The organism is Ruegeria sp. E1 (assembly GCF_056534225.1).
The window spans coordinates 287,006-303,257 of record NZ_JBQFPE010000003.1; the positions used below are offsets into that span (position 1 = coordinate 287,006).

The 16,252-nt window shown below is 57.2% G+C and carries 14 protein-coding genes; 3 read left to right on the forward strand and 11 right to left on the reverse strand.

Features of this window, described 5'->3' with window-relative positions; all coding sequences use genetic code 11:
* Positions 1-57 precede the first annotated feature (57 nt).
* Complete coding sequence (locus ACR0FG_RS05095; protein WP_480890786.1) at positions 58-1,404, reverse strand: MmgE/PrpD family protein; 1,347 nt, start codon at positions 1,402-1,404, stop codon at positions 58-60.
* Positions 1,401-3,845 carry a GcvT family protein gene (locus ACR0FG_RS05100; RefSeq protein ID WP_480890789.1) on the reverse strand — a complete coding sequence of 815 codons (2,445 nt, stop codon included), beginning with the start codon at positions 3,843-3,845 and terminating at the stop codon, positions 1,401-1,403. Before ACR0FG_RS05100 ends, ACR0FG_RS05095 begins: the two co-directional genes overlap by 4 nt.
* Before the next feature lie 368 nt (positions 3,846-4,213).
* On the opposite strand from ACR0FG_RS05100, the gene ACR0FG_RS05105 reads away from it, so the two are divergent.
* Positions 4,214-4,543, forward strand: coding sequence for a hypothetical protein (locus tag ACR0FG_RS05105; RefSeq protein ID WP_170712380.1), 330 nt, complete (start codon positions 4,214-4,216; stop codon positions 4,541-4,543).
* 15 nt (positions 4,544-4,558) lie between these two features.
* On the opposite strand, the gene ACR0FG_RS05110 is transcribed toward ACR0FG_RS05105, so the two are convergent.
* Both ACR0FG_RS05110 and trhO read right to left on the reverse strand, forming a co-directional pair.
* Positions 4,559-5,059: a potassium channel family protein gene (locus ACR0FG_RS05110; protein ID WP_480890791.1), complete on the reverse strand. Its 501-nt coding sequence runs from the start codon at positions 5,057-5,059 to the stop codon at positions 4,559-4,561.
* 66 nt (positions 5,060-5,125) lie between these two features.
* Positions 5,126-6,031, reverse strand: a complete 906-nt coding sequence (gene trhO, locus ACR0FG_RS05115; protein WP_480890794.1) for an oxygen-dependent tRNA uridine(34) hydroxylase TrhO — start codon at positions 6,029-6,031, stop codon at positions 5,126-5,128.
* A 96-nt stretch (positions 6,032-6,127) separates the two neighbouring features.
* Here trhO and pncA point away from each other — a divergent pair, with 96 nt between their 5' ends.
* A complete protein-coding gene (pncA, locus tag ACR0FG_RS05120; RefSeq protein WP_480890797.1) occupies positions 6,128-6,721 on the forward strand; it encodes a bifunctional nicotinamidase/pyrazinamidase in 594 nt (197 codons plus the stop codon).
* 3 nt (positions 6,722-6,724) lie between these two features.
* Here the strand turns inward: pncA and ACR0FG_RS05125 are convergent, their stop codons facing one another.
* Complete coding sequence (locus ACR0FG_RS05125) at positions 6,725-7,249, reverse strand: hypothetical protein (RefSeq protein ID WP_170712373.1); 525 nt, start codon at positions 7,247-7,249, stop codon at positions 6,725-6,727.
* Between the two features lie 165 nt (positions 7,250-7,414).
* On the opposite strand from ACR0FG_RS05125, the gene pncB reads away from it, so the two are divergent.
* The gene (gene pncB, locus ACR0FG_RS05130; RefSeq protein ID WP_480890799.1) at positions 7,415-8,707 is read left to right on the forward strand and encodes a nicotinate phosphoribosyltransferase; all 1,293 of its coding nucleotides are present in this window, start codon (positions 7,415-7,417) and stop codon (positions 8,705-8,707) included.
* 2 nt (positions 8,708-8,709) lie between these two features.
* On the opposite strand, the gene ACR0FG_RS05135 is transcribed toward pncB, so the two are convergent.
* The 6 genes from ACR0FG_RS05135 to ACR0FG_RS05160 are packed head-to-tail and all read right to left on the reverse strand — an operon-like array spanning position 8,710 to position 16,128.
* On the reverse strand, positions 8,710-10,161 hold the full coding sequence (locus ACR0FG_RS05135) for an aldehyde dehydrogenase family protein (RefSeq protein ID WP_480890801.1): 1,452 nt from the start codon (positions 10,159-10,161) through the stop codon (positions 8,710-8,712).
* Positions 10,162-10,196: 35 nt separating this feature from the next.
* Positions 10,197-11,795, reverse strand: a complete 1,599-nt coding sequence (locus tag ACR0FG_RS05140) for an ABC transporter ATP-binding protein (protein WP_480890803.1) — start codon at positions 11,793-11,795, stop codon at positions 10,197-10,199.
* A complete protein-coding gene (locus tag ACR0FG_RS05145) occupies positions 11,792-12,607 on the reverse strand; it encodes an ABC transporter permease (RefSeq protein WP_480890806.1) in 816 nt (271 codons plus the stop codon). The genes ACR0FG_RS05140 and ACR0FG_RS05145 overlap by 4 nt, the downstream gene beginning before the upstream one ends.
* Entirely contained in the window at positions 12,604-13,551 is a 948-nt protein-coding gene (locus ACR0FG_RS05150; RefSeq protein WP_480890809.1) for an ABC transporter permease, read from the reverse strand. Before ACR0FG_RS05150 ends, ACR0FG_RS05145 begins: the two co-directional genes overlap by 4 nt.
* A 39-nt stretch (positions 13,552-13,590) precedes the next feature.
* Positions 13,591-14,610 (reverse strand): hypothetical protein, encoded by a 1,020-nt coding sequence (locus tag ACR0FG_RS05155; RefSeq protein ID WP_480890812.1) that lies wholly within the window; start codon positions 14,608-14,610, stop codon positions 13,591-13,593.
* A gap of 30 nt (positions 14,611-14,640) precedes the next feature.
* Complete coding sequence (locus ACR0FG_RS05160) at positions 14,641-16,128, reverse strand: ABC transporter substrate-binding protein (protein WP_170712358.1); 1,488 nt, start codon at positions 16,126-16,128, stop codon at positions 14,641-14,643.
* Between the last annotated feature and the right edge of the window lie 124 nt (positions 16,129-16,252).

Genomic DNA, 16,252 nt, shown 5'->3' on the forward strand with positions numbered 1-16,252 from the left:
CTGTTTGAAAATGACCCGTTTTAGAGACTGATTTTTTAGAAATTACACAGATTCACCTCAGGGCGGGTCAAAAAGCAAAGGCTGCAAATCCGAGAACCGTGTACCGGATCGTACAAGATCTAAAATACCGTCCCGGATACTGGACGCTCTTGCGTGGCCAAGAGTTGGGGTGGAAAACTGCATGAATTTGTCGATGATGGCCTGCCTGTTCATCGGAGCTTCGGGGCCACCTCGCGCGTGAACGTCACCTGATTCCAGCACCCGGCCATCCGTCGTTTGGATCACGACATCCGCCGAACGGCCCTGCGGGAATCGCTGATTGTGTTGGTCAGTTTCGACCACAGCGATCCGGGTCAAAAACTCCGCGACCGCGGTGTCTTTTAAGCCGGGGCCGGATATATGTTCGACGCCAATCCGGCCGTGAACAGTCTGCACTGCGACGGCAAAGTGCAGAGAATACTGCGCTTGCGATGTTGTCTTCGGGACCCCGGAATACAGACAGGCTGCCTCATGGAAGCTATTGATGTGAATTGCAGCGATCTGATCGTGGCTCAGATCGTGCTGCAGCATCAGTTGGCGGACACCATCGATGGCCGCATGTGCCCAACGACAGATCGGGTAGGGTTTGATATATTGATGCTCCATCTGCCAAAAGTTGCCCAGATCCGCCCAGAAGGGGGCAGCGATATCCTCTTCGACCGTCAGGGCAGGCGCGCCCGTGAAACCTTGTTCGGCCAGAATGGCCGCCGAAATACCCACCATTGCGCCCCAGCCAGAACCATCATGAAGCATGGTTGGATGAGCGATCTCGCGCATCATCTGGCTGCGCGGACCGTGATATTCCGCAATCCCAAACGATTGGCGCAGCTGATCAGTTTCGTGGCCACGCAAACGGGCCGCCATCGCCGCAACGCCCAGCGCGTTCCACGCCCCCGAGGTGTGGTAGTCACTGACCGATGCGTGCAAAGCCAAGCCCGCGCGCCCAGCGATTTCGTAACCGACAACCACAGCAGCCAACGCGTCAGGGCCAGTCAGTTCCGGGCATTGCTCGGCCAGCGCAAGGAGCGCGGGGATGACGACCACACCGATATGCCCTTTGGTCGGGTTATAGCCATCATGTGCGTCTAGATTGTCGGTTTGGGTCGCCGCCGCATAGGCTGCACCCGCCAGACTGACTTTGCGACCATCGAACAACATCCGCGCGCTGTGATCGGCAGAAGAGCTGGCATATAACAGGGCTGCAGTGTCCCGCGCGATCACGCCCGCCTCCATCGGACCCGCACCAATCAGAACGCCCATCGTATCCAGCATCATCAAAGCCGCTGCCTCTTTGGTGCTGGCAGGTATTTGATCGGCAGAAGTGCCCAGGGCAAACATTGCGACGCGGTTGAAGGTGCTGGTCATTCCGCAGGCTCACGCGTTGCAGGTTGGCTGTCGCGCAACCGATGACCAGCTGGGTCAAAAGGTGGCTCGGATAAGATTATCGCGCTGTGCGGCTTGCCAAGAATGAAGATTTCAACGCTGTCACCCGGTGCGGCAACCTGCGGATCCACATAGCCGATGGCAAGAGATTTGCCGACTGAGTATCCGTAAGCCCCGGATGTAACACGCCCGACCGATTTTCCATCTGGGGTAAAGATCGGCTCACCACCTGACGCGTCCGCGTCAGTGGCTTCAACTTCAAAGACCGACAACACTTCGCGCGCGGGATTGTCTTTGATCGAAAGATAGGCGTCCTTGTTCAGAAACTCTTTGTCCAGCTTGATCAACCGTTCCAGCCCAACCTCTTGCGGCCAGTATTCCTGTGAATATTCGCGACCCCACGAGCCGTAGCCCTTTTCAATTCGCAAAGACCCAAGTGCACGACCGCCAACCGGACCACCGCCAAAGTCGCGCGCAGCCTCTAAAAGCGTTGAATAGAGCCTGAATTGATCTTCTTCCGCGCAGTGAAGTTCCCAGCCCAAATCGCCGGTAAAGCTGACGCGGACGGCAAGGCAGGTCACGCCGCCAACCTCGATTGTCGCTGAGCGCATAAAGCGGAAGGCTTCGTTCGACAGGTCAGCATTGGTCAAACGTTGCAAGAGATCCCGGGATTTTGGACCAGCAACGTTGAAGCCCGCGATGCGGTCAGTCGCGACCTCAAAAGTCGTGCCCTCGGGCAAATCGACCATGTTGAAGAACCGCTGGTGATAGCGCTCGGCCATGCCTGATCCGATCATCATGTACGTGTCTTCGCCGGTTTTGGTGATGGTGAAATCTCCGGCCACCCCACCGCGGACAGAAATCAGCGGAGTCAAGCAGGATCGTCCAACCTCGCGCGGCACACGGTTCGCGACCAGCTTGTCCAACCAGTCATAGGCACCCGGCCCTTTGATCACATAGTTGGCAAAGTTCGAGATATCGATGACACCTACATTATCGCGCAGAATCTGAACCTCTTGGCCCACCGGCTGCCACCAGTTTTGACGCGTGAAGCCGTTGGTTTCTTTCGCTCCGGGCTGGTCTGCAAACCACAGGGGATGTTCCCAGCCGCAATTCAAGCCAAAGACGCAGCCCAAATCCTTTTGCATCTGATAAGCCGGGCGGATGCGCGCAGGGCGTCCGGCGCTGCGTTCTTCGTTGGGGAAGTGAATGGCGAAGCGATGGGTATAGACATCCTCGACTCGCGCCTTGGTAAATGCCTTGTCTGCCCAGTCCCCAAAGCGGGCCAGATCCCAGGCGAACATATCGTATTGCGGCTCACCCTCGATCATCCACTGCGCCGAAAGCAGCCCCAGACCGCCCGATTGCGAGAAACCCGGAATGATGCCGGTGCAACAGAAATAGTTCTTTAGTTCAGGAACCGGCCCCCAAAGCGCGTTGGAATCCGGCGACCAGATCATTGGGCCGTTAATAACCCGTTTCACGCCTGCGGTGGCGGCGACGGGAACGCGTTCAGTGGCGCGGATGACGTTTTCCATGATCCGGTCCAGATCGTCGGGGAACAGGTCATGGGCGAAATCGAGCGGTGTGCCGTTCTCAGCCCAAAACCGCATGTCTTTCTCGTAGGCCCCGATCAGCAACCCGTTGCCTTCCTGACGGAAGTAATATTCGCCATCCCGGTCGGCAATTGACGGCAGACGGTGGCCCAGCGCTGCGACCTCGTCGATAGAGTCGGTGACGAAATACTGATGCTCGGTGGGCTGCAAAGGCAGTTCGATCCCCGCCATAGCGGCAACCTCGCGGCCCCAGAGGCCGGCGGCATTCACAACCCACTGTGCATGAATATCGCCCTTTTCAGTGCGCACGATCCACGATCCGTCAGGTTGTTGTTCAGTCCCTAACACTGGGCAAAACCGCTCAATCGAGGCACCCATCGCGCGCGCGCCAGCGGCGTAAGCGTGGGTCACGCCCGACGGATCAACGTTGCCGCCATCAGGCTCAAACATGATGCAGCGGACATCATCGAATTGTGCCAGAGGATGCAGTTCCATCGCCTGTTCACGGCTGATCTCATAGAAGTTCAGACCATAAAATTTAGCTTTCGCCTCTTGCAGGCGCAGTTGATGTTCGCGGTCCTCGGTCTGTGCCAGGTACAGCGATCCGGGCTGGAACACGCCGCAACCCTGCCCGGTTTCTTTCTCCAGCTCTTTATACAGGTTCATCGTATAATGCTGGATGCGGGTAATGTTGTTGTTGTCATGCAGCCCGTGGATACCGGCCGCCGCGTGCCAAGTTGACCCGCTTGTCAGCTCATCCCTCTCCAGCAAAATCACGTCAGTCCAGCCGAGTTTGGCCAGATGGTAGAGGATCGAGCACCCGACAAGCCCCCCTCCGATCACGACGGCCTGTGCGTGGGTTTTCATTGTCATTCTCCGATGTGCCAACCTAGCGCCTTGGACGAAGTCAGCCATAGGTGGCGCGCCGCTGATACTCTGTTCCCGACGCAAAATGTCGGTAACGTATCGCTGCTTGCCGGTTCCTACTCTGATCAAAGCGGAACACCGCCATTGCCCCCAATGCGCGCAAGGATGTGAATCAATGTGTCTTGAAACGTGACGCGTTGATTCTTTGATTGAGAGCGTAACGCGTGAAAACACGCAGCAAATTGTCGAATGACGGCGGGACAGGCTAAGCATCAAAGGCGCGCAAAGCGTCTTTGCCAGCAGAAATCTTGAAAAAGTTCCTAAAATGTTCTATATTTGTTCTCAAGTGGAACGGAGGTTTTCGAGCTATGACCAACGCTGCCCGTCAAAGCTGGTTCGATGCACCCAGCAACGACTATCACCTGCTGCCGGTAACTGACCGGCAAATGCGATATGCCCGTGCAATTGCTGAAAGATCCGCGATGGAAATCCCGGTCGAGGCGCAACGGGATCGAAAGTCGTTGTCAGATTGGATTTCTGCGCACAAACCGCAAGACCCGTCCCCCTTTGCCAATTATCCAACCGGCAAGCAGGTTGCCTTTGCTGAGCGGATTTCTCGCAGCAAACGCCGCCCGATCCCGTCAGAGTGCTTTCGCGACAAACTGTTGATGTCGCAATGGATCGACAGGAACAAGTAACGCCCTTATCAGAGTCTATTTCGCGTGATTGCGCGCATAAAGCGCGACTGCGGCGGCAACAAACATGCCCAGCAGGATATAGCCCGTCACCGCCTCGGACACGGCCAGCCCCCGGCACAGCCCGGTGGGGGACATATCGCCGTAGCCGACCGTGGTGAAGGTGACGTACGAGAAATACAGGACATCCCCTGGCCCACTGGCCCCGACAACGCAATTGTCGTTATAGCCGAACGCGCCATAGACGGCGGCGAACAGGAACGGCACAACCTGAATGAAGGATACGCCCATCAGGAACAAAAGCCGTTTGGGGGATTTCACCTGCGTCATATAGATCCACGACTGCGAGACTATCCAGATCACCAGCCCGATGGCTGCAATTGTTCCAATAGTGTCCCCGGCGGCGGCCTCGCTCAGGCGTGACAGGCCATACCAGGCCAGGAAACTGGCGATTGTCAGCCCCAAAGCCGCGTAGAGTGTCGATTTCCATTCTTCCAAGGTTTTGGGTTCGCGGGGCATTCTCACTCCGAGTATCGGCTTAAGCGGATCATCAGGATTCCAGAGCGGAGCCGCAAGCGAATTTGATCAATCTGACCCCAGATGCTCCGCCCCACGCTGGCGCGCCAGCAATATCTGTTTCTGCCGTTCGCGAAACCGGGCCTTGTCCTGTTCGGACGTTTCGCCCACGCATTGGTGACAGGCGACGCCGTGCTCGTATTCAGGGCGCTTCATATCTTCGGGAAGGATCGGGCGGCGACACCCATGGCACAGGTTATGCGGCCCTTCCACCAGCCCGTGACCCACCGAAACACGGTTGTCAAAGACAAAGCACTCGCCCTGCCACGTGCTGTCATCGGCGGGCATTTCTTCGAGATACCGCAAGATGCCGCCTTTGAGGTGATAGACGTCCTCGACCCCCTGCCCCAGCAGGTAGTTGGTCGATTTCTCGCAGCGGATACCGCCAGTGCAGAACATGGCGACACGCTTGTTGTGAAACCGGTCCTTGTTCTGTTCCCACCACTGCGGGAACTCGCGGAAACTGGCTGTTTCAGGGTCTATTGCGCCTTCGAATGTACCGATTGCCACTTCGTAGTCATTGCGGGTATCGATCACCACCACGTCGTCAGAGCGGATCAGATCGTTCCACTCCTGCGGCTCGACATAATGGCCGACACTGGCCCTAGGATCGACATCGGGCTGGCCCATTGTGACGATCTCTTTCTTCAGGCGAACCTTCATCTTGCCGAATGGCGGATGGTCCGAGGTCGCCTCTTTCCACTCTAGCCCCGCGCAACCCGGCAGAGCCTTGATATGGGCGATCACCGCATCGATACCCGCGCGCGGTCCAGCGATCGTGCCGTTGATCCCTTCTTTTGCCAACAACAGCGTTCCCTTGACGGAATGAGCACGACACAGGTCCTGCAAAGCAGGACGCAGGGCATCGGGATCCGGAAACCGGGTGAAATGATAAAGCGCAGCGATTGTATACATGCGCGCGATCTACTGCGCGCGCGCCAAAGACGCAAGAGACCGCATTGACGGCAGCCATCCCTACCCATACCGATAGATCATTCAAAGGAGGCCGCAATGACCCATGCGCTGCTTGTCATCGATGTTCAGAATGATTTCTGCCCCGGCGGCGCGCTGGCCGTTCCAGACGGGGATGACGTTGTAGCCCCGATCAACGCAATGATGGATGATTTCGATGCGGTAATCCTGACACAGGATTGGCACCCGGCGGATCACGCGTCCTTTGCAAGTTCCCACCCCGGAAAATCACCCTTTGACACGACCGAGTTGCATTATGGCCAACAGGTCTTGTGGCCGGACCATTGTGTTCAGGGCAGCGACGGCGCGCATTTCCACCGGGATCTGCGCACTGACGCGGATCTAATCCTGCGCAAAGGCTTTCGCAGTGCCATCGACAGCTATTCGGCCTTTTTTGAAAACGATCAGAAAACGCCAACCGGATTAAAAGGGTATCTGGACACGCGCGGGATCAAAAAACTGACGCTGGTTGGCCTCGCCACGGATTATTGCGTGCACTTTTCCGCCTTAGATGCAATCAGGCTGGGCTTTGAGGTCACTGTCAGAACAACCGCCTGCCGGGCGATCAACCTCGACGGCTCACTGGCCACCGCCAAGGGTGCGATGAAATCAGCTGGCGTCGTACTGGAATAACGCCTAGGGCGTAGTGCCCTGAGCGGCCAGCCACTTCAGCAGTACAAACAGAATGACCGCCAAACCCAGCGCAAAGCCAATCCGACCTACAAGCGACTGGCGGTTGGGGGCCTCGTGCGCCGGATGTGGCACCGGGCGTGATTCGACCGGCGTGACGTTGTCACCGGGTTGCGCCGTCCTGATATGATTCAGGAATTGCCAGAAATCGAACTCGCCACAATATTCACCCTGGACGCCCATGTTCCTGATGTTCGCAAAAAGCCTCTGCAATATGCGCTGGCGATCCGTTGCCTGATCCGGTTTATAGAAGCCGGGCGGCATGACGCTGTCTCCGGTCTCAAGACTGAAACCGGATTCCATGAATATCCTGCGAATCTTCGGCGATGCCCCCCGCAACGCATCCGCAGTCTTTACATTCCGGAACTGCGCCCGCACGGCAGGCGCTCCGGTCACCGCTGTTTTGGCGTGCTCAGGATCAACCGCGTCCTGGGCAACCGCCACGATGTCAAAATCGTACTCCAGACTCATTCAACACATTCAACCTTTTTACCCATCCCCACCCCCTCACTAACCTGTGAAGGGCACTCGTAATTTGCCGTCAATGTGACCTGACCTTGTCATTGTCACCATTTTGGCGACTCTTGCCAATTCCGATGCTGATTGGTCTAACAACGGAAATGGCAGGAGGTCCCCATGGTCGACATTGCAACGCGTGTCTACAATCATAAATGGAAGATCGACCCGATTGTCAGGTCTTTGATCGACACTGACTTCTACAAACTGCTGATGTGCCAGTCAGTGTTTCGAAATAAGCCCCAAACAGATGTCACCTTTTCCCTGATAAACCGGTCGAATCATGTGCCATTGGCCCATTTGATCGACGAAGGCGAACTGCGCGAGCAACTGGATCACATCCGTTCGCTCAGCCTCAGCCGGGGGGAAAGTACGTGGCTGCGGGGCAATACATTCTATGGCAAGCGACAGATGTTCCGGTCGGATTTCATGGAGTGGTTCGAAAATCTGCGCCTGCCGCCCTACCATCTTGAGCGCAAGGGCGATCAGTACGAACTGACCTTTGAAGGTAAATGGCACGAGGTCATGTTGTGGGAAATTCCCGCGCTGGCGGTTCTGATGGAACTGCGCTCGCGTGCGGTGCTAAACGACATGCGGCGGTTCGAACTTCAGGTGCTTTATGCCCGCGCTATGACCCGGGTTTGGGAAAAGATCGAGCAGCTACGCCAGATTGACGGGCTGGGTATCGCGGATTTTGGTACAAGACGGCGGCATTCCTTTCTGTGGCAGGATTGGTGCGTTCAGGCCATGATCGAAGGGCTGGGCAGCGCTTTCACCGGTACGTCGAACTGCCTGATCGCCATGCGGCGCGAGGTTGAAGCCATCGGCACAAATGCACATGAATTGCCCATGGTCTATTCTGCGCTGGCCAACAGCGATCAGGAACTGGCGCAGGCCCCTTACGATGTTCTCAGCGATTGGCACGACGAACACGAGGGCAATCTGCGCATCATCCTGCCCGACACCTATGGCACCAAAGGATTTCTGGACCGCGCGCCCGACTGGCTTGCAGGTTGGACCGGTATCCGCATCGACAGCGGCGACCCCGCATCAGGGGCCGAGATTGCGATCGACTGGTGGAATTCGCGCGGCGAAGACCCGATGCAGAAACGGATCATTTTTTCGGATGGGCTGGACGTGGATAAAATTCGCGAGTTGCACGGTCAGTTTGCCGGCCAAACCAACGTGTCATTCGGCTGGGGCACTTTGCTGACCAACGATTTCAGGGATCTCGTGCCGAACGAGGCGCTGGCTCCGTTCTCACTTGTCTGCAAAGCCGTATCCGCAAATGGTCGCCCCACGGTCAAACTCTCGGACAACCCCAAAAAGGCGATGGGCCCTGCAGATCAGATCGCGCGCTACAAACGCGTCTTTGACGTCGGCGCGCAAGAGTCCGTCGAGGTCATCGTCTGACGCTATCCATGATAGGCCGCGACGGTTTTCAACTGTGAAAATCCAAACAGGGCTTCGAAGCCCTTTTCGCGGCCATGACCGGATTTTCCAACGCCGCCAAAGGGCAGTTCAACACCGCCCCCCGCGCCGTAATTGTTGATAAAGACCTGCCCCGAATGCAGACGCTTTGCCAACCGCATCTGGCGCGCTCCGTCGCGGCTCCAGACGCTGGCGACAAGGCCATATTCGGTTCCATTCGCTATAGTTAGAGCCTGTTCTTCGGTTTCGAACGGGATCAGAACCTGCACCGGACCAAAGATTTCATCCCGCGCCAGACTGTGCTCGGGCGGCACATCGCAGAACAACGTGGGGCGCCCATAAGCACCGCCTTGTGGGGCGCTCTCAACAATTTGGCCCGTCGCTGCAATCGTCAGATCCTCCCCTTTGGATATGAACCCGCTGACGATCTGTTTCTGCCGGTCCGAGATAAGCGGACCAACGCGCAAATCCTGCAGCGCAGGGCCGACCGTCAAATGCGCATAAGCCTCGGACATCAGGGTTTTCACCTGCTCATAGACCCCGCGCTGAACCAGAATGCGCGACGAGGCAGAACAGGTCTGCCCTGCATTTTGAATCCCTGCATTGACAAGAAACGGCAGCGCCGCATCCAGATCAGCATCGGCAAACACCAGCTGTGGGGACTTGCCGCCCAATTCCAGCGTTACTGGCACAACATTGCGTCCTGCGGCTTGCTGCACCAAAGCGCCGGTTGCAACCGACCCGGTGAACGAAACATGTTGCACACCCGGATGCGCCGACAACGCCGCACCGACCTCGGCCCCCAGCCCTGGCACCACGTTCAACGCACCCGCGGGCAATCCAGCTTCAAGCGCGAGATGGGCAAAGGCAAGTGCGGTCAAACAAGCCTCCTCTGCGGGTTTCAACACACAAGCGTTCCCCATCGCCAGCGCAGCGCCAACAGATCGACCGATGATTTGCATGGGATAGTTCCACGGCACGATATGCCCCGTCACCCCATGCGGCTCCCTGAGTGTGTAAACCGTATAGCCGTCCAGATAGGGGATGGTTTCACCCATAACCTTGTCTGCTGCTCCACCGTAGAACTCGCAATACCGCGCCAATGCCACCGCATCCGCGCGCGCCTGAGTCAGAGGCTTACCGACATCCAGCGCCTCGAGATGTGCCAGATCATCAACCCGATCCAGCACAAGTTGTCCCAGACGCGACAGGATGCGTCCCCGCTCTACGGCGGTCATTCGACCCCATTCTCCGGTTCTCGCCGCGTGTGCGGCTTGCACGGCCGCGTCGATATCCTCTGCGTCGCCACGGGCGATCTGGCAGAGTTCATAGCCGTCCGAAGGGTTGATCAGTGCCAGCGTCTGACCAGAGGCCGCCGAACGCCATTCGCCTCCGATCAGGATCAGATTTGGGTCGAACCAAAGGGCGTTGGTCATGAAATTCTCCTTTTTAGGCTCTAAACTGGGATCAGTTACGCCACCCAGGGCCCCACGTCCGGCAGTCGCGGTGCTGCTGCGATCAGTTCACGGGTATAGGGATGTTGCGGATCGGCAAAGACCTGTTCGGTTTCGCCGTGTTCGACAATCCTTCCTGCCCGCATGACCATCACCCGGTCCGTTATTGTCCGAACTACGCTCAGGTCGTGGCTGATAAACAGGTAGGTCAAACCATACGCCGCGCACAGGTCTGCCAACAGATCAAGGATCTGTGCCCTGACCGAAACATCTAGTGCTGAAACAGCCTCGTCAAACAGGATCAATTCGGGGCGGATGATCAATGCGCGGGCGATGGCAATGCGCTGCCGCTGCCCGCCGGAAAATTCGTGGATATACCTGCCCGCATCATCCGGGTTAAGCCCCACTGCTGTCAGCATCTCGGCTATGCGATCCTGTTTTTCGGATGCGGCCACAGGCGTATCCAGCAGGTGAAACGGTTCGGTGATCAGGCGCGACACACGGTGACGCGGATTGAAACTGCCAAAGGGATCCTGAAACACGACCTGCATTTTTCGCCGCACCGCCAAATTGGGTTTGTGCCCCGAGAAAACCGGCTGACCATCCAGCAGGATCTGACCACTCTGAACAGCCTCAAGCCCCAATATTGCCCGTGTTAGGGTCGATTTTCCACACCCGGACTCACCCACAAGCCCAAGGCGTTCGCCTTTATCAAGCGTGAAACTGACCCTATCTACGGCGCGATGATGTTCGGCGCGATCAAACAGGCGCTTTCGCGGCAGGCGGTATTCGCGCACGACCTGCGATACCTCAAGCAAGGCACGTTGCGGCGGAGGTTCGGGCAAGGTCACTTGATGCCCAGAGGCTTCGAACAACATACGGGTATAAGGATGCTGCATATGATACAGCAAGTGCTGCGTCTCACCAGTCTCGACAACTTTACCCTGACGCATGACAACGATTTCGTCGGCCATATCGGCAACCACCGCCAAATCATGGGTTATCATCAAAAGGCCCATGCCATATTCGCGAACCAGATCCTTGAGCAGTTGCAGGATCTGCGCCTGCGTGGTGACGTCCAGCGCCGTTGTGGGTTCATCCGCTATCAGCAGCTTTGGCCGCAGGGCAATTGCCATGGCAATCACAACACGCTGTCTTTGCCCGCCCGACAATTCGTGTGGGAAGCGCGATAATGGAAAGCGGTCAGGCGGCATCCCAACGCGGGTCAGCACCTGATGCGCGCGCTCCCGCGCCTTCGCGGAAGGCATGGCTTTGCGGATCAGAATGGTTTCCATCACCTGATCGCCGATGGTCTTGACCGGGTTCAGCGCCGTCATCGGTTCCTGAAACACCATGCCAACATTCGCCCCGCGCAGGGTGCACATCTCTGCCTCGGAGCAGGTCAGAACATCCTGACCTTCCAGCCATACCGAACCGCTGGCCGTGGCCCCGTTCGGCAAAAGCTGCATCACCGCCAATGCGGTCATGGATTTGCCCGACCCGCTTTCGCCGGTCACGGCAACAATCTGGCCCGGCGCAATAGACAGGCTGACCTGATCAAGGATCGGCGTGTTGTTGATTTTCAACGACAGGCTGTCAATCTGAAGCAAGCTCATCCGCGGGCCACCCTGATCCTTGGGTCCAGCCAGTCACGCAAGCCATCCCCCAGCAAGTTCAACCCCAGCACCGTCACGATGATCGCCAAGCCCGGAATCAGAGCCAAATGCGGGGCAAAACTAACCATCGTCTGCGCGTCGGCCAGCATACGACCCCAGCTTGGCGTAGGTGGTTGCGCGCCCAGTCCGACATAGGACAGGCCCGCCTCGGCCAGAATGCCCAGCGAGAACTGGATCGTGCCTTGTACGATCAACAGGTTGGCAACATTGGGCAGAATATGTTCAGCCGAGATACGGGCGGCACCCTTTCCAGCGACGCGCGCGGCCAGAATAAACTCGCGCTCCCACAGGGAAAGTGCGGCGCCTCGTGTGATGCGCGCAAAGACAGGAATGTTGAAAATGCCGATCGCGATGATCGCATTTATTGCACCCGCACCAAAAACCGCCGTGATTAGGATCGCGATGACCAGGGACGGGAATGCAAAGACCAGATCATTGCCTCGCATGATCACTTCGTCCAGCCATGATCCCTTTCGCGCAGCTGCCGCCAGACCCAGCGGAACGCCCAGCGCCATGCCGATTCCGACAGCCACCAACGCAACCGCGATAGACGTTCGCGCACCAACCATAATCATCGAGAACATATCGCGGCCGAAATGATCCGTACCTAACCAGTTCTGTGGGTTTGGAGGGTGCAATTTGGCCGGGATATTCAGAGCGGTGTGATCATAGGGTGTCCATAGAAACGACACCAACGCGGCCAGCAAAACCAACGAGGACAACGCCGCACCAAGGATCAGGTTCCGGTTCATGTCCTGCTCCGCAGTCGGGGGTCTACGGCAGCGTAGGCCAGATCAACCAGAAAGTTCACCGTGATCACGGCAAAGACCAGCAACATGACGACAGATTCGACAACAATCAGGTCACGGGCCGAGATCGCCTGAAACACCAGACGCCCCAGGCCGGGCAGGTAAAACACCTGTTCGATAATGATCGATCCGGCCAGCAAGAAGGAAAACTGCAAGCCGATGATGGTCAAAACAGGGATCAGCGCATTGCGAACCCCGTGCCGCCAAAGGGTTTGACGACGGGTCAATCCCTTTGCGCGGGCGGTGCGCATGAAATCTTCGCCGAGAATATCAAGCAAGGATGACCGCATGACCCGCGCCAAAATGGCCGCTTGTGGTAGAGCCAACGCAACCGCAGGCAGGGTTAGCGAATGCAGGCCGACCCAGAACCCGTTGTCCCACCCTACAAAGCCACCTGCGTTGAACCACCGCAGATTGATTGCAAAAATCAGCACCAGCATCATGGCGAACCAGAAATTGGGCACCGCGATGCCCAATTGCGTTGCCCCCATCACCGCCAGATCACCGGGCTTTCCGCGCCGTGCAGCGGCGTAGATCCCGGCTGGAAACGCAATCAGCGTGGACAGGGTCAGCGCATAAAGCGCAAGCGGCAAAGACACCCAAAGCCTGTCAGCGATCATATGCGAGACGGGTGTGCGATAAGTGTAAGAGGTGCCGAAATCTCCGACCAGCATTCCACCAACCCAATTTAGATACCTCTGAGCTTTTGGCACGTCCAAACCAAGCTCGGTACGCAGTGCCGCAAGCGTGTCGGCTTGTGCGTTCACGCCCAACATGAACGACGCGGGATCACCCGGTGCAACCTCGATTACGGCAAAAATGACAACCGAAGCCACGGCCAGGCTGAGGACCAGCGACATCAGACGTTTGAGAATGTAGCGCAGCATCGTCAACAGGTTAGGGACGCAACGGCCCCCGGTCCAGAGTTAACGATACTTGCTGCGTTCGACCTGAATCAAATCAGCGGCACAGCTTGAAATCTCGGCCAGTTCTCGTGAATCCGCCAACCAGCCCTGATTGGTCTCGGTCCGCGCCAAAGCGGCGCGTCGCAGCACCATCAGACGGGCGCGGGGGCTGTCCAGAAACTGATTTTGCGGGATGACGGTCTCAAGCGGGCTATCATACCGGATCGTTTCGTAATACCCACCCGAGATAGCCATAAACGCAAAAGCACAGGCCCCGGCCTGAGCCGCGCAGTGTTCCGAGCACAGATCGGCAATGGGTTTGGTCGAGCTGTCCGACATCAACCAGCTTTCAACAGCGGGCCGCCACACATTTTCCGGGGATGCATCGCCATATCCAAGGCCCAAGGCGAGCATCCCGGCCATGCCCTGTGCGTCGGGGTCCGTTGTATCAACCGGCCGGTCCTGAATATGACGCAGTGCCGCCAATCCGTCGGCGCGACGCTCAGGCTTGCCGGACAGATAGGACAGATAGGGCAAAAGCTCCTCCATCACTCCCTCATTGGCAGTCAGCGCATCACGCTGATCCTGATCGCCATAAAGCGCGACGATCCGGGTGGGACGATCCGTTGCCTGATGTTCGCCCAAACGGTTGAGCCGGGCAATCAGCTCAAGGTCTGGTTCAGGCTGTTTCGCCTTTAACAGAGCCTGAGCAAGCTCGTTCCCGGTCTGAGCCTCGACAAACAGCCAGGATCGGCCAAAGGTGCTGACATCCGCAAAGCGAAACAACGCCCGCGACTGCGCGCGGTCCAGCGCGTACCGATAGGGCGATGGACCAAGATCGTTGGTTTCAATTCGCGCCAGCAACAGCCGCGCCTCGGGATTTCCTTCAGCCGCCAACTCTGCCAACTTCGGCAAGCTTTCCTGATCATCCCCCTGCAGCCACAGATCAACCGCTTGCTGCAGCGGTTGATCTGCCGTCGCTGCGGGCGCGCCCGCAAGGCAGGATGTCACGGCTAACGCCGTGATTGCACGATTGAACACCTACAGTCTCCGTCATTCTTCAGAGATGCTTTATTCGCTCCAACTGATTGCCGTCAAATCGATAGCTGCCGTTGGGGCGTTCTCCCACAATCCCTGGACACCCGCTTTGGCCACACCCAGTTTTGCAAGTTGAAACAGATAGCCATTGACGTAATCATTCGAGATCAGTCGCTGCGCGTCGCCCAATATGTTGGCCCGTTCTTCGGGATCAGTGGTCGCATTCAGCATCTCCATCAATGCCTGAAAGTCCGTGCTTTCATATTGAAAGTAGTAATCGGGCCGCGCATAGATCCCGATATCCATGGGCTCGGTATGGCTGACAATCGTCAGGCCGAAATCCTTGCCCCTGAATACCGATTCCAGCCATTGCGCCCACTCGACATTGATGATCTCGGCCTTGATCCCAACCTCGGCAAGTTGTGCAGCAACGATTTCACCCCCACGACGTGCGTAGGACGGCGGTGGAAGGTGAAGCGTGGTTTCAAACCCATCTGCAAAGCCCGCATCCGCCAACAGCGTTTTGGCCTTTTCAGGATCATGGGCCGATTGACCCGTCAGATCGACATAGGCCGGATGATGAGGCGCGAAATGTGTGCCGATGGGTGTGCCATAGCCGAACATTGCCCCGTCTATGATAGCCTGACGATCAATCGCATGGGCCAAAGCCTGCCGTACACGGATATCGTCGAACGGCGCCTGCTTGTTATTTGTCGACAGGATCGTTTCACCTTCGGTGGTGCCAACCAACACCTGGAAACGCGGATCGGCATCGAACTGCGGCAGGTTTTCAGGGGCGGGGAAATTGTCGAAAACATCCACATCTTCGGCCATCATGGCGGCAAATGCCGCGGTCGGGTCCGAGATAAACTTGAACGTCGCCGTCTCAAGCGCCGGTTCATCGCCCCAGTAGTTTGGATTGCGGTTCAGAGTGATGCTGTCACCCTGAACCCAGTTGCCGAATGTAAACGCCCCGGTGCCAACCGGATTGGTTTTGATGTTCTCGATGCTCTCGGGTGCGACGATGACCGCATCACCCCAGGCCAGATTGAACAGAAAGTTCCCGTTGGGCTCTTTCAGGGTAATCTTCACGGTCAACGGATCGACAACCTCGACGCTTTCGATCCCGGCGAACAGGGCCTTTTGCGCGTTTGCACTGTCTTCTGCGGTCGCACGATCAAGACTGAATTTGACATCTTCGGCATCCATGGCCGTGCCGTCGTGAAAGGTCACACCGTCGCGCAGCTTGAATGTATAGACAGTTCCGTCTTCGGAAATTTCCCAACTTTCAGCAAGGCCCGGAACCACCGATCCGTCGCCCATGAAACGGGTCAGACCCTCGAAGATATTGGTATAAACAACCGAATCGATGGCCTGTGCCGCAGCGCTGGTCGGGTCGAGATGCGGTGGTTCAAGTTGAAGTCCAATGGTTATATCAGATTTGGCCAAAGCCTGCGACGCAAGCAGGCTGACGCTGATCGCCAGTGCCGACACAAAGGGCCGAAACAGTTGTTGTGGCATTGAATTCTCTCCCCGTTAAATCTGGATTTCCCATTTTCTAAAGACCGCACAAAGAACAATGTCCCTTTAAACCTCGGGTCAATCAAGGAAATGTTCGCGCAATCGGGGTTTCTATGATTGGCTC

Bases quoted from the DNA above. Each gene is read 5' to 3' on its own strand.
- ACR0FG_RS05160 (WP_170712358.1), bottom strand. From the start codon at position 16,128: ATGCCACAACAACTGTTTCGGCCCTTTGTGTCGGCACTGGCGATCAGC.
- pncB (WP_480890799.1), top strand. From the start codon at position 7,415: ATGGTCGACATTGCAACGCGTGTCTACAATCATAAATGGAAGATCGAC.
- ACR0FG_RS05095 (WP_480890786.1), bottom strand. From the start codon at position 1,404: ATGACCAGCACCTTCAACCGCGTCGCAATGTTTGCCCTGGGCACTTCT.
- ACR0FG_RS05145 (WP_480890806.1), bottom strand. From the start codon at position 12,607: ATGAACCGGAACCTGATCCTTGGTGCGGCGTTGTCCTCGTTGGTTTTG.
- ACR0FG_RS05150 (WP_480890809.1), bottom strand. From the start codon at position 13,551: ATGCTGCGCTACATTCTCAAACGTCTGATGTCGCTGGTCCTCAGCCTG.
- ACR0FG_RS05105 (WP_170712380.1), top strand. From the start codon at position 4,214: ATGACCAACGCTGCCCGTCAAAGCTGGTTCGATGCACCCAGCAACGAC.
- ACR0FG_RS05125 (WP_170712373.1), bottom strand. From the start codon at position 7,249: ATGAGTCTGGAGTACGATTTTGACATCGTGGCGGTTGCCCAGGACGCG.
- trhO (WP_480890794.1), bottom strand. From the start codon at position 6,031: ATGTATACAATCGCTGCGCTTTATCATTTCACCCGGTTTCCGGATCCC.
- ACR0FG_RS05100 (WP_480890789.1), bottom strand. From the start codon at position 3,845: ATGAAAACCCACGCACAGGCCGTCGTGATCGGAGGGGGGCTTGTCGGG.
- ACR0FG_RS05140 (WP_480890803.1), bottom strand. From the start codon at position 11,795: ATGAGCTTGCTTCAGATTGACAGCCTGTCGTTGAAAATCAACAACACG.
- ACR0FG_RS05110 (WP_480890791.1), bottom strand. From the start codon at position 5,059: ATGCCCCGCGAACCCAAAACCTTGGAAGAATGGAAATCGACACTCTAC.
- pncA (WP_480890797.1), top strand. From the start codon at position 6,128: ATGACCCATGCGCTGCTTGTCATCGATGTTCAGAATGATTTCTGCCCC.
- ACR0FG_RS05135 (WP_480890801.1), bottom strand. From the start codon at position 10,161: ATGACCAACGCCCTTTGGTTCGACCCAAATCTGATCCTGATCGGAGGC.